The following is a 20,525-nucleotide window of genomic DNA, read 5'->3' on the forward strand; positions in this document are numbered from 1 at the left end:
CTACGATTTTTCATAACGTCCAGTCATTAGCTTTATAGGGTTACAAGTAAAAGTTGAACCAAATTGGATGTTACAACAAAGATAGATCTTGTCGCAAGGCCGCCAACTGAGGAAATAGTAACAAAAGAAGAACTGACAAATCTTTTTGAAACAAATTCAAAACCAAAGCACTACATTGGGCTTGAGATTTCCGGGTTTCTCCACCTAGGCAGCCTGATCAGTACGGGGTTTAAGATTAATGACTTTATCAAAGCAGGCGTACAATGTAATGTCTTTTTGGCCGATTGGCACACGTTAATCAACGATAAGCTTGGCGGAAACTGGGAAACAATCTCCAAAGTTTCAAAGTATTATGAGGATGCATTCAAAACAGTATGCCCAGGCGTTGGAATAATCCGTGGAACCGAACTATACAACTCTACAAAAGAATACTGGAAAGACCTAGTTCAATTCACAAAACACATGTCACTTGCAAGAACCATGAGAACGCTTACCATAATGGGAAGATCTGAAAGCGAGGAAAAAATAGACCTGGCAAAGCTTCTCTATCCGCCGATGCAGGCAGTGGACATTCATTCCATGGAAATTGATATTGCGCATGCGGGAATGGATCAGAGAAAAATCCACATGCTTGTTAGAGAAATTTTTCCAAAAATGAAGTGGAAGGTTCCAGTCGCGGTACACCACAGCCTGCTTCCGGGGTTGCTAGAGCCGGTACCAGACGATGATTTAGGATCAAAAATGAGCAAATCAAAGCCGGGATCAGGAATTTTCATTCATGATTCTGATGAGGAAATAGGAAACAAAATAAAAAAGGCTTGGTGCGATGTTGCACAGATATCAAACAATCCAATTCTACAAATTGTAAAGAATGTGATTTTCCACGAATTCAACGAAATCTATATCGCACGGCCACAAAAATTCGGAGGAAACGTAACGTATGGTAATTATCCTCAACTCGAAGCAGACTTTGCCGCAGGAAAACTGCATCCGTCTGACCTAAAACAAACAGTTGCAGATCACTTGATAAAAATAATTGCCCCAATTCGTGACAAGATTGCGCTGGATCCGGAGCTATACTCCACAATAAAAAACAGTGTTTAGCTTTGCAGATTATATTTCGATGTGTAGCCACGTGGATTAATCATTAAATTCTTAAAGTTATAGGTTGACGAGTTGCCAATTATCACAGTACTGATCATGCCAAGCTTGTCTGCATGCTCTTCCATGTTTTCAAGATCTGTCATGACTATTGTCTGGGATTCACGGAACGCTCCTTTTATTATTGCAACCGGAGTGTCTGGTTTGCGATATTTCAGCAGGAGCTTTCTTGTGTCTTGCAGCTGATGAATTCTTTTTTTGCTTGATGGATTGTATATTACAATTACATAGTCGCCTTGCGCTGCAGCCTCTACTCTTTTCGTTATTATCTCCCATGGAACCAAAAGATCGCTCATTGACACAACTGCAAAATCCGTCATGAGTGGCGAGCCGACCAGAGATGCGCACGAGTTAAGAGCGGATACGCCTGGAATGATTTCCACCTGCAACCCTGTTTTCGGATCCCATCCTGCCTCTGCTAATGTCTCGTAAATCAGCCCTGCCATGCCGTAGATTCCGGGATCTCCGCTTGATACTAGCGAGACTATCTTTCCCTCCTGTGCCAAATCTATGCACTGTTTGGCGCGCTCTACCTCTTGGGTCATTGCGTATCTGTAGATGTCTTTTCCCTTGATGAGATCCTCAACCAAAGTCACGTACGTATCGTATCCGACTATGGTATCGCTTTCCTCAATTACCTCTTTTGCGCGAAATGTCATGTGGTCGTGACTTCCTGGTCCGACACCAACAATGTAGAGTTTTCCTGCCAAGCGATTCTAGTCTTCTGTAAGATAATTTATCCTTTGTTTTGGAATTTAGCTGGGGGGTTCTATTAGCGGACAGTTTACAATATGGTCGCTGCTTAACGGTCTTGCAAGCTGAACAGTTATCATTTTTTCTGATTTTTTACTGTTAATATCAGAAACAGTTTCAAGAATTCCTGCATAGATAGGATCATTCCACTCCACTATGGATACTCGGCAAACTGGCACGTAGCTTCCTTCTTCTAAAGTTGATGACATAACACTTGCTTGATATCCCAAAGGCCCAGGTCCCTTGACTCCATTTTTAAACTGGTACATTTCTGAGACGATCGAATTTGACAATGCGTTTGCAAGCTTTGGTACATTAGGTACTCCCAAAAGATTTGCAGGTCCCATCGGAGTTGCATCTGTTATGATATAGTATGTGGTCCTGCCGTCAGCCCCCCATCCTCTATGTGCAACAAAAGTTACTTTTTTTGTCTCGTTACTGACTGAAAGGACCTGTCCTTTGTCAAATGATGATTCATCTGTTATGCTGGTGCTGTTTCTTAGCTGCATCTGTCCTCCAGGCCACAATATGTGTGGCATATTGATCACCACATTTGTTTTTACCAGTTTTACTCTGCTTTCTTTTTCTGCCTTTAGAATTGCCTCTGCAGAGTTTAGAACCTGTGCCTTTTGTCCCTGCTTCCACGATACGGTTACTAGGGAATGAAGCGGGCTGTACGAATCAGGCTGGGAAGGACTGCTTGAGAATACTTCGTTTTGATAGCCATGCAGGCCTTCTCCTTTGATACCGTTTGTGAACGAGTAAACCGTACTCTGTGCAGAAGATGATATCTTTGCAAGTCTTGGAGAAAATTCTACTGACCAATTTTGCTTGCCCGTTATTTTGTCACCAAATGTCTTGTTGCTCGAATCTGTAATGATATAGGAAACAGGTCCGCCTGCAAAAAATCCGGAATGCATTGGAATGATTACTGGAACGTGCGGCTTTGGAAGCGTAAATGACTGCTGTTTTGGCTCTATCTTCTGTACTTCCATCTGTTTTGGCTCGCCCCTTATCCACCCATCCACGCTTGCAGTAACGGTAAATGGCACTTTGCTCCTAAATCCAAGTGCTGCGCCGGTAAAGTCAAGCGAATCTGCCTTTGCTGGTGGCCCTATAATCGAAATCCCGTAGATGGTATTCCCATCAACGCTCCATGTTGCCTGCCCATTTACGTCCCGCTTGTCAAGATCATGCAGTACTATGATTTCAACTGGCACACTCGATGTGTATGTTACAGAGCCATGGTACAGACTTTTCTGGTTTGCAGATAAGAGCAGTGCAAATTGAAATCCTTCCTGTCCTATTCCGGGATCGTCAAACGAATCAAGTGTCTTTGTAAACTGGATCTTTGTTTGAGGTACTGCTATTGCGAGCTGGTCAATGATGGACAACGATACTGCAACTGTTGAAATTATTAAAACTGCAAAAGCGATTATAATCTTATTCACGAATGATCCAGTTTCTTAAACATCTTTAAGTTTTTCAATGATTGTTTGCAAGATTGAACTCGTCATGCAGTGCTTTTACTACGGATTCACAGTCGTTATCCTTTACGACAAATGCCAAATTTAGCTCGGACGAACCTTGTGCAATCATGATCACGTTTACCTTGTTTCTTGCAGCAGCTCCAAACACTTTGGAGGCAACGCCTACCATTCCACGCATTCCAGAGCCGATTAGAGCTATTATGGCAACGTCTATTGTAACGTCAATTTTCTTTATGACCTTGCCAAGAAGGTTCATCTCAAGCGTGTTTACTGCCCTGTCAAGATCATTTTTCTTTACTACGATTGAAATGCTTGATTCTGAGGGGCTCTGAGAAATCATCATGATGTTTACACCTGCCTTTGCCAAAAGTGAAAATATTGTAGCTGCAGTACCGGGCGCGCCAACCATGCTTCCGCCTCTGACGTCGATTAATCCGTTGTGTCGTATGGCACTAACGCACTTGACTGTCCTGTTTGTCGCCTCATCAGGCGTGGCAGTAACTAGGGTTCCCGGGTTTTCCACATTGAAGGTGTTTCGGATTCGCATTGGGATTTTCTTTGACAGGAGAGGCTCAAACGAGCGGGGATGGATCTGTTTTGCGCCGAAAAGTGCCATCTCCATTGCCTCTACATATGAGACCTCCGGTATCACCTTTGCATTTTTGACCAGTTTTGGATCAGCACTCATCAGCCCGTCAACGTCGCTCATCAGCCAAACCTCGTCTGCCTTGATACACGATGCGATTATGGTTGCAGTATAGTCTGATCCGCCCCTGCCAAAAGTCGTGATATGTCCGTGCTGATCCGCACCAGCAAAGCCGCCTATCACCGGAATGGCTTTCTTTCCAAGAAGTGGCTCCAAAGTCTTTGAGACCCTTAGTCTTGTTGTATCCATCAGTGGCTTTGATGAGCCAAAATTAGAATCAGTTACAATTCCTACATCCTTTCCTGTAAGAGTGACTGATTTTTCTTTTAGATCAGACAATGCATGTGAAACAATTTCAATTGAGAGCCTTTCCCCGAACGATATTAGATAGTCAAGCGATCTGGGAGTGACCTCACCTAACAGTATCATTCCATGGAGCAAGCCCTCCAGCTCCGACAGACTGGAGTCAAGTTTTTCAAAAAGCTTTTTCCTTATCTTTTGGCTTAAAACAGAATCCTTTGCTAGCTGTTTGTGCTCTTTTATTATTTTGAGCATCAGAGAATTCGCAGAATCCTTGTTTCCCTTTTGTATGAATTCTGATATGTCAAGCAGCTGGTCAGTTACATCGTTTACTGCAGAGCAGACCACTATGACTTGATTTTTTCTGGAGAGTGAATGTATAAACCTGGCAACACTCCTGATGTTTTTTGCAGTAGAAATCGAGGTTCCGCCGAACTTTACTACTAATCTCAAACTAGATGTCATTTGGATCTAAACCTTAAATGCTTTTAACTTTCGACTCGCGGCGCTAGGTAAAAATGAATTCGTCCCATGTTTGCCACCTTGAACTCTATACGCAACGGCTTGGCAGATGAATACTCACAAACAATCGAGCCTGAGGCTGTGCCCACTGCCTTTACTATTGGGTTTAGGTATTCGAGGCTGTAAGTGCCTATGCTTTCCTCTTTTACTGAAATTTCAGACAGCTCATCCTGCTGCTTTTGGAGTGATATCAGCACTTCGCCAGAATCGCCCTTGCCTGAAAATTCTGATTTTGTGGCATTTGTCTTTATTGTCAGATAATCGGAAACAACTTGGACATCTCCAAGAATTTTATCAAACAGGCCAGTTGCCAAACTAATTCTAGTGTCATATGGGATCTTTGGCAGTGGGGTATCTGTTGCAGAGCTCTCAATTAATCTCATCTTGTACTGTTTGTTTTTCCCAATTGATATCAACAACATATTGTCCGAAAGACTGATCTCAATTGCCTCCGTCTTGTCTGATCTTTTGATTAATTTTGAGAACTCGTCGATTCTTACACCAAATTTTATGTCGCCGTCACATTCGTATTTTTCAAAGGCAGAGTTTGGCCAAGAAATGTCGATTAGCGCAACGTGTGACGGATCCATTCCTCTAAATGAAATTCCTTCCGCGGTAGCTTCAAAGGTTGCCTCTTCTACCAGTGTAGAAATTGCTGAAAGTATTGCTTTCCATTCATCTGATCCGCTTGTTTTAGCTGAAAACACCAAAGCTAAATGAAATGTCTTAAAGCTTCCAGTTAAACGTTATGCGTAGTTACGCCAAGTATGGTTGCATTGTATGCAACGATAAAATTGCGTGGTAGGCTCATCTGCACTTCTTGTTTGCAACATCCACCAGACAGCTTCTGTGTGGCCGCATTTTTCACAATCTATTGTAATCGTAGGCAAAGTTTGCTTGGTATCGTTTTCATCCAAAATTGTCAGTTCTGATTTTTGTTCCTGTGATTTCTTTTTTGTGTCTTGCTTGGCTTCGTTTTCAGCATGACCGCATTTCTGACAAGTTCCTTTTTTTAGTCGTATGCCACACTTGGGGCAAAATTGCATCTAAACACCCTTGAATTTTGAATGAATAAGTTGTTTCATTTGTCCCGCAAACTCGATTGCCGAATCAGTAGCCTTTACTATTTCCTTAATTGGACTGCTCTTTGCATTTACGCGCATCCAGTACTCGTTTGTGAGTGGATGTCTGAGAATTACCCCTGCAAAGTCAACTTGGTGATCCTTTAACAACTCGTGCTGTACTATGTACAAAGTACCAATGTCCGATCCCTTTAGCGAGATACTTGTCTCCTTTGTGGATGACTTTATTATTTGGGCATTCATTCTATCGGAAAACCACTTATTGCGGATATAAATCATCGTGCATTATGGGAAGCGAAAATACACTTTCAGACATAAGCCTGACTCCTGACAAGGAGGAATACTCACAAAATGACGAGATCACAATTGGAGTCAAATTTTCAATCCAGGGCGGACTCAGGGACGCATTTAATGAAAAAAACTGGACAGAGTCTTACAACAAATATGATAACCTATTCAAGCTAAAATACGGAATAAAGCTGGCCTCAGGCGGATTTAGAAAGCATGAGCTAAAGTCAATTGACACATACAGAAAAGCCTCGTTTTTTTGGACACGCAATCCTAAACTGGTAAACCCGATGAAGGAAAAAAGAGTCTGGGTCCAAGTTGCAAAAAACTTTGAGCCAATCATAAGACTGACAGAGGACGAAGTACGACAGGAATTATTTGACTTTGAAGAAAAACTTACCTTTAAGGCATCAGAACTTGGATCGGGAAAACACAAAATTGGTGCCGAAGTATTTGCTTCTTGGCAAAAGCATCACTATACAGAACCTGACAATGTCAAATCAAACGCACAGGAAATTGAAATAAAAATCAATTAAGGATTATAAAACAGGAGAAATCGACAAAACCAATGGCAAAATATGATGGACTTTTGGGCCAGCCTGTACTCGAAGTGGAAGAACCCGATTCAGAGGGCGGGATTACTTTGATTTTCAAGGACAATAGATTTCTGTTTGTCAAACTGGTGGATGGAAAGATAGATACAATCTCTATTCCAGAATAAATTCAATTTTTTTATTGTCAGTCTTTGTGTTTTAGGTATTTTTCATACATGGATACCGCCATTTCCTGCACATCTGATTGGACGGAGCCAGGCCTTTCATTTCTTAGCTTTTCGATTGCGTCCTTTGCTGTCATTTTTTGGTACTTGATCAAATAACTTGCCAAAATAGTCCCAGTCCTTCCAATTCCAGCAGCACAGTGTACCATTACCGGTTCTTTGTTTTTGATTCGCTCATCGATATAATCAACTGCACTATCAATTTTTTCAAGATCCGGTGCGGTTAGGTCTTCGGTTGGAACGTGTAAGTATTCTATTTCGTCTAGCCATGAATTGGGTAGACTTTCTTCCGTCATTGTTACAATTGACTTGACACCCTGATTTCTAATCCAGTTCATTTCCTCAAAGCTTGTCGGCATTCCGCAGCCTGCCAGCTTGTTTTCTATAAGCCATGAAAAGTTTGTGGGTCTCTTTGTTATTTTGCCATGGATTTTGCGCCAAAGATTTCCCGGCTTGCTCATTTGATACGTATGGTATTTTTGGCATATTTAGACAATGAGATCTGTTTATATTACAAATTGCTGTAATAGTGTAGTTTTGACCAGAGAGGCTATTCTTTATGAAAAGTTACCTGATGATAAGGTAAAGTGTACTGCATGTGCTAGATACTGTGAGATCAAAGATTCCCAGATAGGCCTTTGCGGGGTTAGGGGAAACGTCGGCGGCAAGCTTGAGCTCTTTGTCTATGGCAAAGTAATTGTAGGAAACGTCGACCCAATTGAAAAAAAACCGGTAATCCACTATCGACCCGGAACTAAGATATTCTCAATAGCAACGACTGGCTGTAATTGGCTTTGCAAGTACTGCCAAAACTACGACATTTCCCAGCGAAGAAAAATAGAGGGAACCGATATGACACCAGAACAGGTGGCAGAATCTGCCGTATCTTGTGGTGCGGATGGAATTGCATATACGTACAACGAGCCCTCAATTTTCATCGAGTTTGCACGTGACTGCGGCATTGCCGCAAGAAAAAGAGGGCTGTTTAACGTCTTTGTCTCAAATGGCTATGATACTCCCCAGAGTGTAAAAATGATGGGAGAATTTTTGGACTGCATCACAGTTGACTTTAAGGGAAGCGCAGAACCTGAATTTACAAGAAAATACATTGGAGTCCCAGACCCAAAACCAATCTTTGACTCTCTCTTAGAAATTAGGGATACGACAAAAATTCATGTCGAGATAACGGATCTAATTGTGCCGCAGGTCGGCGACAGTTTGGAACATGCAAAAAAATTATCCAAATTTATCTACGATGAGTTTGGGCCGGAAATGCCGATTCATTTCCTGAGATTTCATCCGGACTACAAGATGATGGAATTTCCCTCAACCCCAATCGAAACTTTGGAAAAACATTACGAAATTGCAAAAAAAGAGGGACTGCAATACGTGTATTTGGGAAACGTCCCAGGACACAAATACGAGCACACATACTGCCCAGAGTGTAAAAATATTGCAGTCGGGCGATACGGGTTTGACATTACACAGTGGAATTTAGATGATCATAACAGGTGCAAGTTTTGCTCAAAGCAAATCCCGATCATTGGGCCGCTGGACAAAAAATACAAAAGAAACAGATTTCAGTTTGTAGTCTAAAACGCGACTGCGCGAACAGGGGATCCTGTCGCGCCTTGAAGCTTCAATGGTAACGCGATTATCCCAAAATGTGTCTTTTTTATTCTGTCAAGGTTGCAGAGGTTCTCCAAAATCAAGACGTCTGATTTTAATAGTATCTTGTGAGCTGAAAAAGATGCATTTGAGCCAATGTCGATACTTGGCGAATCAATCCCAACAAGGCTTATTTTCTTCAAAGACAGGTATCTTGCAGCAGACTCTGTTATGCCCGGATTTTTCTCAAAAAAGTCCTTTCTTTCCAAGTTATCGTTCCACCCAGTGTGGAAAATGGCCGCAGATTTTGCAGGAATAGAGCCATGCTTGCTTTCAAACTCAATAATATCCCTTTTTGTGATTTTATAATTTGGTGTTCCCTTGACTCTGATCAGAATTGCGTTGCACACAAATCTCTCAGGACTAATTTGGTGAATTTTTCTTCCATTTTTTATAAAGTGATATGGAGCATCGACATGGGTTCCAGTGTGGGTGCTCAAAAAAAGCATCTCTAGATTGTACTTTTCCTTTTTGATTTCAGCCCATGGCATAAAGTGGGGTCTTGGCGATCCTGGGAAACTAGGGATGTCTTGCGAAATGGTCAGCGTAAGATCTATTGGTTTCACAAAAAATCTAGAATCCAAGTTCTATTTGATGATGATCAAAGATATTAAATAACACCCATTCAAAATACTTCTACGTTGCCAACCGCATTCATACTTTTGAACTCTGATCTGGGTTCGGACCAAGAAATTATCGTGAAGCTAAAGGAGATTCTCGCAGTCGAAAAGGGCATCAAGTTTGAGGTTCAAGGAGTCTATGGAATCTACGATATTGTAGTCAAAATAGAAGCAGACAACCCAGACCACCTAAGAAGCATTATCACAAATAAGATAAGAAAAATCGAAAAAGTCCAGTCCACTCTTACCATGATGGTAATCGAAGAACAAGAAGGCCTATAGCTTCTTTATCGCGTCAACCGTTTTTAGAATATCCGTTTCTGTGTTAAAAAAATGCGGTGCCGCACGCACGATTTTTGTGTCTGATATTTCCCTTACTGCCAAGACGATGCCGCGTTTTTCCAGCTGTTCTACTACTTCTTGCGGTAATTTTTTGCCTATGGAAAACGGTACAATGCTGGTCCTTCTTTCCTGATCTTCTGGACCATACAGAGTTACATCTGGAATTTTCGCAATTTCATCTCTGAACAAGTTTGCAAGACTGATGACTTTTTTCCTAATGTTGTCTAGTCCCAAATGCAACAAATATGAAACAGACGTTTCCAACCCGATAACTGCAGGGTAATTTCTAAACCCTGCCTGAAATTTATCGGGAATGTCCTTGTATGCTATTTTGTCATTGTCGTATATCATTGCCGATTCTCCTCCTATCTGGGTTGGCTCTAGCAAATTGGCAGAGTCTTTTTTGCAGTAAAATATCCCAATACCCATTGGGCCGCAGAGCCACTTGTAACCATTAAAGGCCATAAAGCTGCACTTCGTTCTACTAAAATCATAATCGCCAATGCAGCCAACCGTTTGAGCTGCATCTAAAAAGTATGGGATGTTTTTCTCTTCTAGGATTTTACCGATTTGCTCAACTGGCATGATTGCCCCAGTATTGTACAATGCATGACTCAATGAAACTAGCCTTGTATTTTCGTCTAGCAGTTTTTCAAATTCAGAAATCTCGAAAAACCCATTTGTGTCATTAGATACGCTGCGTAACTCGACTGACTTGGCGAGGCGTAACCACGGATAATAATTAGAATGATGCTCATGAGTGGTGCCTCTAATTACGATGTTGGAATTTTTTGGAAAAGACAGTCCGCCTGCAACCGTATTGATTCCTTCTGTGGTACTCTGGGTCAAAATCACTTCTTCCGGTCTGCATCGTATCAGCTTGGAAATGGTTTGCCTTAGCTGATTGTATCTTTCTGCAAGATTGACTCCAAAATCAATCGAATCTGGCCCTGATTCATTATACTGTATGATAAAGTCAGTCATAGCCTTGATGCTTTTTAGGGGAAGTAGAGACGAAGACGCATTGTTCAGATAGATCTTGTTTGAGCCGATAAACGCGCCATATGTGTCCAGATCGAAATTCATTATTATATCTCACATGAAACTATCTGCTGTTGGATAAAAATCATCAGGCAAATATCATGAAAGATATTCAAAAGGTGATTTCTTCTGAAAGTCTCAACTCCATATCGTTTGACGACGCAATAACAAAGACGTATTTTTTTCATAAACTGATTTCCTCAATAGATATTCCGACAATTTATCTTGATTTTGATCTGTTGTACAGCGGGTATGTTGCGGCAAACATTTTGCCACAGTCTGACGATATCCGACTTTTCCAGCCAACAGAGCAGACGTGGAGCAAACTGCTCGTACAAATACTAGATGAGATATCAAAAGAACAACATATTGTAATAATTGATTCGCTAAACGGCTTTTACAACATATTTACGAATGAAAAAGACGCCGGCAGGCTGATCAACAGCTTTATCATGCTTCTAGTCAGTATTGGGCAAAAAACAAAATCTATTGTTCTAGTTGGAAGTCTTGCTAAATTCAAAAAGGACGAGGGCTGGGTTTTGTTAGCTATTGGACGCCATGTAATTGAAGCCAACAAAATGAATCGGCTAGTTTTGCAAAAACAAAACTCGGAGCTTTATCTTACCTTATTGGATCAAAACAACTCAAAAAAGTCCACTCTAAAATTATCTGATCTTGATTTGTTTTAGTATGATTTTCAAAAACCAAAAACTAGCGATCAGAATTTTATAACAGCGTTAAAAATTGCCTAACGCCGTTATAATTCGAACTTTTTAGGGAAATTATATTAAGATCTAAAATCAAGTTAATTTGAAATAAAATGCCAGTAGCAATTTTACCAGACATTGGTGAACAAATGTGCATCGGATGCGCACTATGCGTTGAAATCTGCACAACATTGGGACCAGATGTACTCAGAGTAAAACCAGTCGAAGGCTGGAAAAGAGGAAAGGCATTCGTCTTTTACCCAGAAAGATGCATCTCCGACGGAGCATGCATTGGAGTTTGCCCAACAAAAGCAATCTTCTGGATGAGACCAATGGACTTCACCGTAGGTCAACCAGTTCCTCTGTACAAGAACTCAGTCTTCGTTAAGGGCTGGACTGAACTCATCGATTAAGTTCAGTCATCATAATTTCTTTTTAATTTCTATGTGCTGGTGGAAACTAGGTTTTTGATATGGATTCTGTAACCAAGTCTTGTACTGTAGATTTTCCAAAAACCCACGTCTTTGATTTTTGTCCAATATAGAAAACCCCCAAAATAGTTCACTGATTTATCCAAAAAATAATGTCAGTTTACGGCAAATACAAGGCCATCACTCCAATAGGCTTGGTGCGCATGATTCCATTTGGCAGATGTTCTGTGAGTGGATAAAATTTGAAGTAGGAAATATCAAAAAAATATTTCCTACTTTTAAAAAAGAAAAAGATTAGGCTACTGCCGATGTAGACGTTGGGGCGACTCGAACTTTTCGAACTGCCTCTACTAGGTCGTTCTGTGTGATCTTGATTTCTTTGACTGACTTTTTCTCACTGCTGACATATCTTCTTAGTGCAGCAAATGCAGCCCTATCGCATACTGCGGCAATCTCTGCCCCGCTGTATCCGTTTGTCATTTCTACGATCTTTGCCAAGTCAACGTTTGATTCAAGTGGTTTTTTCTTTGTGTGAATCTCAAAGATGTGCTTTCGTCCTTTTTCGTCTGGTTTTGGAACCTCGATTATCCTGTCAAATCTTCCAGGTCTTAACAAGGCAGAATCTACCATGTCTAACCTGTTTGTCGCACCAATCACCAGTACGTCGTTTAACTCTTCAAGGCCATCGATTTCTGTGAGTATTTGTGATACTACATTTTCTGAAACGTGCGAAGAATCCATTCCACTTCTTGTTGGAATGAGCGCATCTATCTCATCGAAGAATATGATGCATGGCGCAGCCTGCCTTGCTTTTCTGAATATCTCTCGTACTCCCTTCTCTGACTCGCCAACCCACTTTGATAGCAGCTCAGGCCCCTTTACGCTGATAAAGTTAGATTCGGTCATCTTTGCAATTGCCTTTGCGATCAGGGTTTTTCCAGTACCTGGTGGACCATGTAGGAGAATTCCCTTTGGCGCTGCAACGTCGACATATTCTAGTGCCTCTTTGTGCTTTAGTGGCCACTCGATTGCCTCGTGTAACTCTTCTTTGAGCGACTCTAATCCACCTACGTCATCCCATGTTACGTTTGGCACCTCTACTAGGACCTCTCTTAGCGCGGATGGCTTTACCTCTTTGAGAGCTTCTTTAAAGTCGTCAGACGTTATCTTGATTTTCTGCAGTATTTCAGCTGAAATCTTGTCCTGTGCAAGGTCGATTTCTGGCAAAATTTTTCGAAGCGATCTGATTGCAGCTTCTTTTGCCAATACCTCAAGATCCGCTCCGACAAATCCATGCGTTACCTTTGCAATTTGTTGTAGGTTTACGTTCTCCTCAACTGGCATTCCACGGGTATGGATGTTTAGAATTTCCAGCCTTCCTTCCTCGTCTGGAATTCCTATCTCAATTTCCCTGTCAAATCGTCCTGGCCTTCTAAGTGCCGGGTCAATTGAGTCTGGCCTGTTTGTTGCGGCAATCACTACAACTTTGCCCCTTGATTTCATCCCGTCCATCAGTGTCAAAAGCTGGGAAACGATTCTTTTTTCTACCTCGCCTGATACCTCGTCACGCTTTGGCGCAATGGAGTCGATTTCGTCGATAAATATTATGCTTGGAGTGTTTTCTTCTGCCTGCTTGAACACATCACGTAGTCTTTCCTCGCTTTCTCCATAGTATTTTCCAAAGATTTCAGGGCCGGAAATTGAAGTAAAGTGCGCGTTTGTCTCGCCTGCAACTGCCTTTGCAAGAAGGGTTTTTCCCGTGCCCGGAGGTCCGTACAAAAGGACACCTTTTGGAGCCTCGATTCCTAGCTTTTCGAAGAGCTCAGGATGTCGCATTGGCAACTCTACCATTTCTCTAATCTTTATGACCTCTTTTCTTAGTCCGCCCAGATCGTCATATGTTATCCTTGGTACGGAATTGTCAACTGCCTTTGTCATGGAGCCTAGCTTGAATGTGGTATCCTCAGTTACAATTACCGGCTTTGCGGGTGTGGTTGCAGTTACAACAAGCTGAGTTTTTCCACCAAGCTGTGTATTTACTATGATGGTATCGCCAGTTGTAAAGACATGTCCCTCATACAAAGAAGACATGTATTCCTGTAGCCCTTCAATCGATATTTTCTCAATTGGGGACAAGACAACCTGTTCTGCCTCTGCGGCGTTTACACCTTTGACTGAAACCTTTTCGCCGATTCCTGCGCCAATATTGTGCCTTGTCAAGCCGTCAATTCTGATAATCCCAGTACCAAAATCATCGCCCGAGCTTGGCCAGATTTTCACATGGGTCTTCTTGTTTGCCATGAGCTCTACGATTTGGCCTGCCTGCCACTTGTTGTCCTTTACTACTTTGGGATCGATTACAGCTATTCCCTTTCCAACATGTCGTTGGGAAATCTCATCAATTTTTAATATTATTTCACTCATTTTCATCACCAAAAAAATTAGAGGTTTAGTTAACCTCCACTGTTTTGCCCTTTGGCTTTTGCTCCTTTAGCTTAAAGACCATCTCCAAGATCCCATTTGTATATGTGGCCTTTACCGAGTCCTCATCTACCTCATGCCTTATCGGTGCATTGCCGTGGTACTTTTTCTCACCGTGTTCTGCATCAATGTGTACTGTTTTGCCCTCAACTACAACGCTGATGTCTTTCTTCTCGACACCTGGCATTTCCGCAATCAGTTTGAGGGTTTTTTCCTTTTCGTCAATAATCGCATCGATTAGTGGCTCCCTGGATTCTGAGCTTGGGAGTAACCCGGGCTTTACATTTCCATATTCTTTTATCACAGGCTTGCCGTCTTGTCCAACGGTCATTGAATAACCGTAATAGAATGGACCAAAAGTCGTGCTACCTGATTTTCCAGATTCCTCAAAGACATTGTCTAGATCCATAAAGGAGCTGGACATTTTCTTGAAGATTCTGTCAAATTCGTCGTCGAATAACACTGTCATATTCACCTAGGGTATGTAATATACATGACATTATTTAAAGATTATGTAATTTCTTAGATAAAATTACATAAGACTAATAAATCTGACACCACATAAAGTTCTTGTGAGAACAACCATTGCTTCCGTGCCAGAAGCGGTAAGGGAGATCATAACTAAGAATCGCTCAATTTATGACTGCATGAAAATGGACGTCATTAACTATACTGCGCTTGCAGTCAAAATCCAGCCAGATGTTGAACGCCAGATTGGCAATCCTGTGAATCTCAATACTATCGTGGTTGCGATAAAGCGCTACGCTGATTCATTTTTAGAAAAAGACGAAATCAAGACAGAGTCCATACTGAAAAACGCTAGGCTTTCTTTGACTGATGGAATACTGAACATACGATTCTCAACAAACGAGCTTGATGCAAACGAGGCGGCATCCCTTATGAACAAGTTTTCAGAGATGGACTCCGATTACGAGTTCTTTAGACTGGCTGATTCGTTTAGGGTCCTAACCGAGGATCTAGTTGATGTCAGAAAACTCTTCGAGTCATTCCCACACGAAAAGGAGCTGTTTAGTACGGGACTTGCAAAAATCAAAATCAGAATATCGCAGGAGCAAAATCGCTCCGACGTGGTATCGTATGTTGCAGAACTACTCCACAGCAACGGAATCGAGCTTGAAAATGCATTTTTTTCCCAAGACGACATAGTGTTGGTCCTAAAGGAAGAGGATGCATCAAAGGCATATGAAATTTTGAGAACAGAAATTTCTAGATGAGCTTATACACCAGATAATTCGGCTTTAGAGATCTCAAGGTAAACCTTGTCGCCTACTGATATGCCAAGATCCTTGTATTCCCGCATGTCTACCTTGAGTGATGTAAGGCCGCTTTGTCCCCCAAATGCCCCTCCAGATAACATCTTGTTTAGGTTTTTCATCATGTCGTCCATGTTTGTAAATCCCATCACTCCTCCACCAAATGGAGACTGGAGCGGCTGATTGCTTTCCTTAAAATCCTTGGTTAGCGACAATGACAGTATGACATATGGCGCGCCGTCTGGTGCTGCGTCAATTCTGACCACGACATATTCTTTCTTCATGAGTATGTAATTTCATGTGCAATATTTATGCGCTTCAGCACCTAGATAGCAAAAATTATAGGAAAAGTTGATGAATTTAGTGAATCAACCGTTATATCGATTGATCTGGAAGAATAAAGATGACAAACAAGCGTATCTTGGTCTTAGGCGGCGGGTTTGCCGGAATAGACTGCACAAGAGCACTTGAATCTCATTTTAAAAAGGACAAGGAGGCCGAAATTACGCTAGTTTCTGAGGACAATTTTCTGCTTTTTACGCCCATGCTGCCGCAGGTGGCATCAGGAATGATTGAAACCCGACACATTGTAATGCCGATAAGGCAGCTTTGCAAAAAGGCAAGATTTTACGAGGGCAAAGTCAAAAACATAGACCCGTATGGAAAACGGGTCACCCTATACGGGACTAATGAAAAGAGGGGAATTTCCCTAGGTTATGATTATTTGATAGTGGCGCTGGGAAGTCAGACGAATTTCTTTGGAAACAAGAGTGTTGAAATTTATGCATACACAATGAAGACACTCAACGACGCAGTCGTATTGCGAAACAGGGTGATAGACATGCTGGAGCAGGCTGAAAATGAAAATGATCCTATCTTGCGACAGAGCTTGCTGACATTTGTCATAGTTGGTGGCGGATTTGCAGGAATTGAGACTGCTGGGGAACTGCTTGACTTTGTACACGATACAAAAAAACACTATCCGCATATTCATGAAAATGAAATCAAGGTGATTATCCTAGAGGCCATGCCTGCCATACTTCCTGGATTTAGCGAAAGACTTGCGCAGTTTACAAAGGACAAGATGATTCAGCGCGGAATCGAAATCATGCTGAACACTTTGGTTGTAAACTTTGATGGCTCCGAGGTAATAATAAAGGACGCAGTTGATCCAACAAAAACTCCTGTCAAGGACAAAACATTATCATCAATACAAACAAAGACACTCGTCTGGACTGCTGGTGTTACACCGGTTGATACCATCAAGAACTCGGTATTCAAGACTGAGAGGGGTAGAATAATTGTTAACGAATTTTTAGAAACCCCTGACTTTCCAGGAGTATACGTGATTGGCGACTGCAGTCTTGCAATTGATCCTAGTACAAAAAAACCATATCCGCCAACTGCGCAAAATGCAGAAGCACAAGGGAAAACTGCAGCATACAATATTTTTGCAGGCATAAATGGCCAACAAAAAAAGAAAATTGAATATTACTCAAAGGGCCAGATGGCAATAATTGGAAAACGAACTGGAATAGCGTCCATATTTGGCATGAACATTCATGGGTTTTTGGCCTGGTGGATCTGGAGATCGATATACCTTAGCAAAATTCCGAGATTAGACAAAAGACTGAGGGTTTTGCTCGACTGGACTGCAGACCTGTTTTTTGACAGGGACATCTCGAGATTGAAAATCTTTCGCAAAGAGCCTCCAGTTGACTATCGAGAACTAGACGAAGTTGACGATGTATGGTAAAAAGGGAAAACCACTTGTCAGGTGTTTACACGAGATCACCATGTCTAAAAAAGTGTTATTTACCGATCTCATTCCTTTAAGATAGAAAATGCCGTTTTTTTTAGATGTACACAAGCTTGGAGATTACAGTAGACATGAGCTTGAAAAATCGATAAGTGAAGGCATAGATGAATTTGGCGTCAAGGTTTATCAATTACTGTTTAACAAAGATGAAGACGTTTTGTATTGTATTTGTGAGGCTCCGTCAAAAGAATCGATAATCAATCACCATAAAAAATTCGATTGTATTTGCGATAGGATAGTAGAAACTGATTACATAAAAACAGCAGAGATGCTAAAATCAGAAAAGCTGCAGACAATAGGTGAACTTGCAGCAAGAATTGCTCATGATCTTAGGAATCCACTATCGGTAATCAAAGGTTCCTTGGAGATAATGCACCTCAAAAATCCGGAATTATACGAAAAATCTCATGATGATTTTGACAGAATAAACAAATCAATGATCAGAATCATGCATCAAGTTGACAACGTACTCGATTTTGTAAAGCCAAAACAGCTGCGTTTAGAAAAAATGAAAATTTGTAGAATAATTGAAAATTCACTTCTAAAGTTAAATATTCCAGACGGAATAAAGATCACTTTTACAAAACTTGACTATGAATTAATTTGCGACGAAGAAAAACTCGAAATCGTGTTTGTCAATCTCATTTCAAACGCAATTCAGGCGATCAATGATAAAGGAAAAATTGATATCAGAGTTTTTGATAATGGACAAAACATCGTAATAGAAATCGAAGATTCAGGTCATGGAATTCCGGAGTACATAGTACCAAGAATTTTTGAGCCATTGTTTACCACTAGACAAATTGGAACAGGACTTGGATTACCAAGCTGCAAAACCATTGTAGAGCAACATGGTGGAAAAATTAGCGTTAAAACAATGTTAGACAAAGGAACTACATTTATCATTGAACTGCCAAAATTGTAAATTTGTCCTAAAATTATCGATGACGTACTCTATTTTCATTCCTCTGGAAATATATTGGTAAATTCCAGAACTTGTTTTTTAAGGATTTTATCGCATAAAAATTCCTATATAATATGTTGCCAGTTTATTGTAAAAACCAAACAAATTTTCAATTAACCGATAATCTTCTTTATTAGATTGGCAAGTGATAATACGATAGGCGTTTTACTTGTCATTGTTTAGATATCTCCTGAAGGGAAGATGATTCCAAATTGAACATATATGATACAAAGGTAATACGATGTACCAGATGTAACAAATGCATTGGGGAAGTAGAATATGATGCAGAAATTGTTTTTCCAAAATGTGGTAATTGCGCAAATCCAATGCCAGACGGTTTTGACAAACTAACATACACCGTAAACAGTTTTAATAATAAAAAAGAAAACCCCGTATTCGTAGAATAGCCAAGTACGAATATTTTATTATTGATAATTTTGGTAAGGTGATGCTGTTCTTGTTAGAAGCTATGAACTCAATAATGTGTAAGGCAAACAGGTTCACATCGTGCTAGGAGATTTCTGGCAAGAGATCGTCCTATTTGCCTGAGTACACATTTAGTTTTTCTGATTAAAAAGGAACACGTAGAATTCCTAACTAAATACATAACTAGTTCAGAGAGAATAAATCATTAATGGAAAAATATCATGGAGTAGAGCTAATCAAGACAGAAGACGAGACATCCCCGAGGAACATTGAGATAATGAAGATCAACTCGTTAATTTTCATTGCAAACGAACTAGCAGAAGCAAATGAGCTAAAACGAAGAGAGTTGGTAAGGGCCAATCAATTATAGTCAAAACCGCCCTGTAACAACAAACTCACTAGTTTGCAGAATTCATCAAAATTTACTTGAGATTCTCTTCCCTTATTCCACTAGTTTCTATTTCAAATCGTAATGGTGCAGGCAGCTCTTGGTACGACTTGTTTACTAGAATCTTGATTTGTTCGTCTGGAACCTGGACTGCCCTAAGTAAATTTCCACGTTGATGTGCAAACGCCCTTTTCCAAAACCCGGCTCCGTCAAATGTTCCTATCTTTGGCAAGTATTTTCCAGTCTTCAAAACTTCTCTGACTTTATTTTCGTGCTATAAAAAGCCAAAGCCACAAACATCAACCCACTAGTTGGATTTTGAACAAAGGTTATTTGTCAGCCAATAAACATACAGCTATGAAGCTTATATGCCGTGACTATGGTTTTGACTGTGATTTTATTGCAGAAGGCAAAGAAATTCCAGTTGTCCTAGATGAGTTTGGAAAACATACACTAGATGAGCACGGAATAGAATACAGCAAAGAAGCTCTAATGCAATTTATACTCCGAAAAGGCGGATAATATTAGATAAATCATGAATAATGATGAGATCTGCAATACATTACTCAAAACAAACGAAGCTATACGATTTGTAGGTGTTCTCGGAAGAAACGGCGATCTTGTAGCTGGGGGCCATAACTCTGGCATAGAACAACTACTTACACCCGACGAAGTAAAAATGTCGATTCACTATGCGGCAAAAAGGTGGGAAACTCGAAGAAACATGTCTCATAGAGTCGGCAACGCAAAATATTCCATTACGGAATATGACAAGGTAAAGCAAATTAGTATTCCATTAAGTGACAGTGAATTGCTGTTGATAAGCACAGACACAAAAACAGATTTTAAAGAAATCATTGACTCCGTCAATCAAATACTGGGCAAAAACTACTCTCTTTAAAATCAACTGGATAGTCTTAAAAATTAGGCTTCAGGAAAATCCTTGATGAAAATATATCTCAAGCCAACCTGCATAACGTGTAGAAGGGCTGTAACGGAACTGGACAGGTTAAAGCTGGACGTGCAAAAGCGGGACATCTTCAAAGACAAGCTAACTGAGTCTGAAATTAAAAAAATCATACAACTGACAGGAATAAAACCGCGCGATCTTATCAGAAAAAAAGATAAAATGTTCAAGGAATTGCATTTAGACGACTCACGGTTTACAGATTCCCAAATAATCAAAATCCTATCAGAACATCCCGGCTTGATACGACGACCCATCGTTTTTGCAAAAAATAAGATTCTTATCGGAAAGTTTGATTCTAAAGAACTAAAGCACTAGTTATCCATTCAAAACGAGATGTGTGCACATTATACACCAATCTTCATCTAATCTGAAAC

General features: G+C 40.7%; 28 protein-coding genes. 15 read left to right on the top strand and 13 right to left on the bottom strand.

The genetic code is table 11. The annotated features are described in order from the left end of the window. Nucleotides 1-63: 63 nt before the first annotated feature. A complete protein-coding gene (locus NKMY2_RS02340) occupies nt 64-1,104 on the top strand; it encodes a tyrosine--tRNA ligase (RefSeq protein ID WP_042684068.1) in 1,041 nt (346 codons plus the stop codon). On the opposite strand, the gene cobJ is transcribed toward NKMY2_RS02340, so the two are convergent. From cobJ to NKMY2_RS02370, 6 genes are read right to left on the bottom strand one after another with little or no spacing between them, the layout of a single operon-like run. Further along, nucleotides 1,101-1,871 carry a precorrin-3B C(17)-methyltransferase gene (gene cobJ / locus NKMY2_RS02345; protein WP_042684070.1) on the bottom strand — a complete coding sequence of 257 codons (771 nt, stop codon included), beginning with the start codon at nt 1,869-1,871 and terminating at the stop codon, nt 1,101-1,103. The two genes, NKMY2_RS02340 and cobJ, sit on opposite strands and share 4 nt — an antisense overlap. 45 nt (nt 1,872-1,916) lie before the next feature. Further along, complete coding sequence (locus tag NKMY2_RS02350; RefSeq protein WP_042684072.1) at nt 1,917-3,365, bottom strand: DUF7482 domain-containing protein; 1,449 nt, start codon at nt 3,363-3,365, stop codon at nt 1,917-1,919. Between the two features lie 34 nt (nt 3,366-3,399). Next, nucleotides 3,400-4,803 carry an aspartate kinase gene (locus NKMY2_RS02355; protein ID WP_042684073.1) on the bottom strand — a complete coding sequence of 468 codons (1,404 nt, stop codon included), beginning with the start codon at nt 4,801-4,803 and terminating at the stop codon, nt 3,400-3,402. Nucleotides 4,804-4,838: 35 nt separating this feature from the next. Continuing rightward, the gene (gene pcn / locus NKMY2_RS02360; protein WP_042684075.1) at nt 4,839-5,582 is read right to left on the bottom strand and encodes a proliferating cell nuclear antigen (pcna); all 744 of its coding nucleotides are present in this window, start codon (nt 5,580-5,582) and stop codon (nt 4,839-4,841) included. A gap of 36 nt (nt 5,583-5,618) precedes the next feature. Continuing rightward, nucleotides 5,619-5,918: a transcription factor S gene (locus NKMY2_RS02365; RefSeq protein WP_042684076.1), complete on the bottom strand. Its 300-nt coding sequence runs from the start codon at nt 5,916-5,918 to the stop codon at nt 5,619-5,621. Continuing rightward, entirely contained in the window at nt 5,919-6,197 is a 279-nt protein-coding gene (locus NKMY2_RS02370; protein ID WP_042684077.1) for an RpoL/Rpb11 RNA polymerase subunit family protein, read from the bottom strand. It abuts the gene before it with no gap. Between the two features lie 44 nt (nt 6,198-6,241). Here NKMY2_RS02370 and NKMY2_RS02375 point away from each other — a divergent pair, with 44 nt between their 5' ends. Both NKMY2_RS02375 and NKMY2_RS10850 read left to right on the top strand, forming a co-directional pair. Continuing rightward, complete coding sequence (locus NKMY2_RS02375; protein ID WP_042684078.1) at nt 6,242-6,778, top strand: hypothetical protein; 537 nt, start codon at nt 6,242-6,244, stop codon at nt 6,776-6,778. 32 nt (nt 6,779-6,810) lie between these two features. Then, on the top strand, nt 6,811-6,963 hold the full coding sequence (locus NKMY2_RS10850) for a hypothetical protein (protein WP_177316499.1): 153 nt from the start codon (nt 6,811-6,813) through the stop codon (nt 6,961-6,963). A 17-nt stretch (nt 6,964-6,980) separates the two neighbouring features. Here the strand turns inward: NKMY2_RS10850 and NKMY2_RS02380 are convergent, their stop codons facing one another. Continuing rightward, the gene (locus NKMY2_RS02380; RefSeq protein WP_042684079.1) at nt 6,981-7,481 is read right to left on the bottom strand and encodes a dual specificity protein phosphatase 23; all 501 of its coding nucleotides are present in this window, start codon (nt 7,479-7,481) and stop codon (nt 6,981-6,983) included. 34 nt (nt 7,482-7,515) lie between these two features. On the opposite strand from NKMY2_RS02380, the gene amrS reads away from it, so the two are divergent. Then, nucleotides 7,516-8,616, top strand: coding sequence for an AmmeMemoRadiSam system radical SAM enzyme (gene amrS / locus NKMY2_RS02385; protein WP_052347462.1), 1,101 nt, complete (start codon nt 7,516-7,518; stop codon nt 8,614-8,616). On the opposite strand, the gene NKMY2_RS02390 is transcribed toward amrS, so the two are convergent. Continuing rightward, on the bottom strand, nt 8,613-9,254 hold the full coding sequence (locus NKMY2_RS02390) for a cyclase family protein (RefSeq protein WP_042684083.1): 642 nt from the start codon (nt 9,252-9,254) through the stop codon (nt 8,613-8,615). The two genes, amrS and NKMY2_RS02390, sit on opposite strands and share 4 nt — an antisense overlap. A 75-nt stretch (nt 9,255-9,329) precedes the next feature. On the opposite strand from NKMY2_RS02390, the gene NKMY2_RS02395 reads away from it, so the two are divergent. Next, entirely contained in the window at nt 9,330-9,590 is a 261-nt protein-coding gene (locus tag NKMY2_RS02395) for an Lrp/AsnC ligand binding domain-containing protein (RefSeq protein WP_042684086.1), read from the top strand. On the opposite strand, the gene NKMY2_RS02400 is transcribed toward NKMY2_RS02395, so the two are convergent. Next, nucleotides 9,585-10,736, bottom strand: a complete 1,152-nt coding sequence (locus NKMY2_RS02400; RefSeq protein WP_042684087.1) for an aminotransferase class V-fold PLP-dependent enzyme — start codon at nt 10,734-10,736, stop codon at nt 9,585-9,587. The genes NKMY2_RS02395 and NKMY2_RS02400 overlap by 6 nt on opposite strands. 56 nt (nt 10,737-10,792) lie before the next feature. Between NKMY2_RS02400 and NKMY2_RS02405 the strand changes: the two genes are divergently transcribed. Beyond that, nucleotides 10,793-11,380 (top strand): hypothetical protein, encoded by a 588-nt coding sequence (locus NKMY2_RS02405; RefSeq protein WP_157832418.1) that lies wholly within the window; start codon nt 10,793-10,795, stop codon nt 11,378-11,380. Nucleotides 11,381-11,511: 131 nt separating this feature from the next. Further along, on the top strand, nt 11,512-11,811 hold the full coding sequence (locus NKMY2_RS02410; protein ID WP_042684089.1) for an NADH-quinone oxidoreductase subunit I: 300 nt from the start codon (nt 11,512-11,514) through the stop codon (nt 11,809-11,811). Nucleotides 11,812-12,123: 312 nt separating this feature from the next. Here NKMY2_RS02410 and NKMY2_RS02420 read toward each other — a convergent pair whose 3' ends face one another. Together NKMY2_RS02420 and hsp20 are read right to left on the bottom strand one after the other, a co-directional pair. Beyond that, nucleotides 12,124-14,253, bottom strand: a complete 2,130-nt coding sequence (locus NKMY2_RS02420; RefSeq protein WP_042684250.1) for a CDC48 family AAA ATPase — start codon at nt 14,251-14,253, stop codon at nt 12,124-12,126. A gap of 25 nt (nt 14,254-14,278) precedes the next feature. Next, nucleotides 14,279-14,779, bottom strand: a complete 501-nt coding sequence (gene hsp20, locus NKMY2_RS02425; protein WP_042684093.1) for an archaeal heat shock protein Hsp20 — start codon at nt 14,777-14,779, stop codon at nt 14,279-14,281. Nucleotides 14,780-14,882: 103 nt separating this feature from the next. Between hsp20 and NKMY2_RS02430 the strand changes: the two genes are divergently transcribed. Next, nucleotides 14,883-15,545 carry a hypothetical protein gene (locus NKMY2_RS02430; RefSeq protein WP_042684094.1) on the top strand — a complete coding sequence of 221 codons (663 nt, stop codon included), beginning with the start codon at nt 14,883-14,885 and terminating at the stop codon, nt 15,543-15,545. Nucleotides 15,546-15,547: 2 nt separating this feature from the next. Here the strand turns inward: NKMY2_RS02430 and NKMY2_RS02435 are convergent, their stop codons facing one another. Further along, entirely contained in the window at nt 15,548-15,868 is a 321-nt protein-coding gene (locus NKMY2_RS02435) for a hypothetical protein (protein ID WP_042684095.1), read from the bottom strand. 119 nt (nt 15,869-15,987) lie between these two features. On the opposite strand from NKMY2_RS02435, the gene NKMY2_RS02440 reads away from it, so the two are divergent. The 4 genes from NKMY2_RS02440 to NKMY2_RS10695 all read left to right on the top strand — a co-directional run bounded on the left by NKMY2_RS02440 (nt 15,988) and on the right by NKMY2_RS10695 (nt 19,163). Then, the gene (locus tag NKMY2_RS02440) at nt 15,988-17,340 is read left to right on the top strand and encodes an NAD(P)/FAD-dependent oxidoreductase (RefSeq protein WP_042684096.1); all 1,353 of its coding nucleotides are present in this window, start codon (nt 15,988-15,990) and stop codon (nt 17,338-17,340) included. 88 nt (nt 17,341-17,428) lie between these two features. Further along, complete coding sequence (locus tag NKMY2_RS02445; protein ID WP_042684097.1) at nt 17,429-18,328, top strand: nickel-binding protein; 900 nt, start codon at nt 17,429-17,431, stop codon at nt 18,326-18,328. A gap of 251 nt (nt 18,329-18,579) precedes the next feature. Then, nucleotides 18,580-18,774: a hypothetical protein gene (locus NKMY2_RS02450; RefSeq protein ID WP_042684098.1), complete on the top strand. Its 195-nt coding sequence runs from the start codon at nt 18,580-18,582 to the stop codon at nt 18,772-18,774. A 227-nt stretch (nt 18,775-19,001) separates the two neighbouring features. Continuing rightward, nucleotides 19,002-19,163, top strand: coding sequence for a hypothetical protein (locus NKMY2_RS10695; RefSeq protein WP_157832419.1), 162 nt, complete (start codon nt 19,002-19,004; stop codon nt 19,161-19,163). A 52-nt stretch (nt 19,164-19,215) separates the two neighbouring features. Here the strand turns inward: NKMY2_RS10695 and NKMY2_RS02455 are convergent, their stop codons facing one another. Continuing rightward, on the bottom strand, nt 19,216-19,431 hold the full coding sequence (locus NKMY2_RS02455; RefSeq protein WP_042684101.1) for a hypothetical protein: 216 nt from the start codon (nt 19,429-19,431) through the stop codon (nt 19,216-19,218). A gap of 107 nt (nt 19,432-19,538) precedes the next feature. Here NKMY2_RS02455 and NKMY2_RS02460 point away from each other — a divergent pair, with 107 nt between their 5' ends. The 3 genes from NKMY2_RS02460 to NKMY2_RS02470 are packed head-to-tail and all read left to right on the top strand — an operon-like array spanning nt 19,539 to nt 20,466. Then, entirely contained in the window at nt 19,539-19,703 is a 165-nt protein-coding gene (locus tag NKMY2_RS02460; RefSeq protein ID WP_076613373.1) for a DUF1059 domain-containing protein, read from the top strand. A 13-nt stretch (nt 19,704-19,716) separates the two neighbouring features. After that, nucleotides 19,717-20,082 (top strand): DUF6659 family protein, encoded by a 366-nt coding sequence (locus NKMY2_RS02465; RefSeq protein ID WP_042684104.1) that lies wholly within the window; start codon nt 19,717-19,719, stop codon nt 20,080-20,082. Nucleotides 20,083-20,127: 45 nt separating this feature from the next. Then, nucleotides 20,128-20,466 carry an arsenate reductase family protein gene (locus NKMY2_RS02470; protein WP_042684106.1) on the top strand — a complete coding sequence of 113 codons (339 nt, stop codon included), beginning with the start codon at nt 20,128-20,130 and terminating at the stop codon, nt 20,464-20,466. The last annotated feature ends 59 nt before the right edge of the window (nt 20,467-20,525 follow it).

The organism is Candidatus Nitrosotenuis chungbukensis, assembly GCF_000685395.1.
GTDB lineage: Archaea > Thermoproteota > Nitrososphaeria > Nitrososphaerales > Nitrosopumilaceae > Nitrosotenuis > Nitrosotenuis chungbukensis.

Coding starts and splice junctions, on each gene's coding strand:
- NKMY2_RS02365 (WP_042684076.1), bottom strand. CDS start 5,918: ATGCAATTTTGCCCCAAGTGTGGCATACGACTAAAAAAAGGAACTTGT.
- NKMY2_RS02370 (WP_042684077.1), bottom strand. CDS start 6,197: ATGAATGCCCAAATAATAAAGTCATCCACAAAGGAGACAAGTATCTCG.
- NKMY2_RS02375 (WP_042684078.1), top strand. CDS start 6,242: ATGGGAAGCGAAAATACACTTTCAGACATAAGCCTGACTCCTGACAAG.
- NKMY2_RS10850 (WP_177316499.1), top strand. CDS start 6,811: ATGGCAAAATATGATGGACTTTTGGGCCAGCCTGTACTCGAAGTGGAA.
- NKMY2_RS02380 (WP_042684079.1), bottom strand. CDS start 7,481: ATGAGCAAGCCGGGAAATCTTTGGCGCAAAATCCATGGCAAAATAACA.
- amrS (WP_052347462.1), top strand. CDS start 7,516: ATGAGATCTGTTTATATTACAAATTGCTGTAATAGTGTAGTTTTGACC.
- NKMY2_RS02400 (WP_042684087.1), bottom strand. CDS start 10,736: ATGAATTTCGATCTGGACACATATGGCGCGTTTATCGGCTCAAACAAG.
- NKMY2_RS02405 (WP_157832418.1), top strand. CDS start 10,793: ATGAAAGATATTCAAAAGGTGATTTCTTCTGAAAGTCTCAACTCCATA.
- NKMY2_RS02410 (WP_042684089.1), top strand. CDS start 11,512: ATGCCAGTAGCAATTTTACCAGACATTGGTGAACAAATGTGCATCGGA.
- NKMY2_RS02420 (WP_042684250.1), bottom strand. CDS start 14,253: ATGAGTGAAATAATATTAAAAATTGATGAGATTTCCCAACGACATGTT.
- hsp20 (WP_042684093.1), bottom strand. CDS start 14,779: ATGACAGTGTTATTCGACGACGAATTTGACAGAATCTTCAAGAAAATG.
- NKMY2_RS02435 (WP_042684095.1), bottom strand. CDS start 15,868: ATGAAGAAAGAATATGTCGTGGTCAGAATTGACGCAGCACCAGACGGC.
- NKMY2_RS02440 (WP_042684096.1), top strand. CDS start 15,988: ATGACAAACAAGCGTATCTTGGTCTTAGGCGGCGGGTTTGCCGGAATA.
- NKMY2_RS02445 (WP_042684097.1), top strand. CDS start 17,429: ATGCCGTTTTTTTTAGATGTACACAAGCTTGGAGATTACAGTAGACAT.
- NKMY2_RS10695 (WP_157832419.1), top strand. CDS start 19,002: ATGGAAAAATATCATGGAGTAGAGCTAATCAAGACAGAAGACGAGACA.
- NKMY2_RS02460 (WP_076613373.1), top strand. CDS start 19,539: ATGAAGCTTATATGCCGTGACTATGGTTTTGACTGTGATTTTATTGCA.
- NKMY2_RS02465 (WP_042684104.1), top strand. CDS start 19,717: ATGAATAATGATGAGATCTGCAATACATTACTCAAAACAAACGAAGCT.
- NKMY2_RS02470 (WP_042684106.1), top strand. CDS start 20,128: ATGAAAATATATCTCAAGCCAACCTGCATAACGTGTAGAAGGGCTGTA.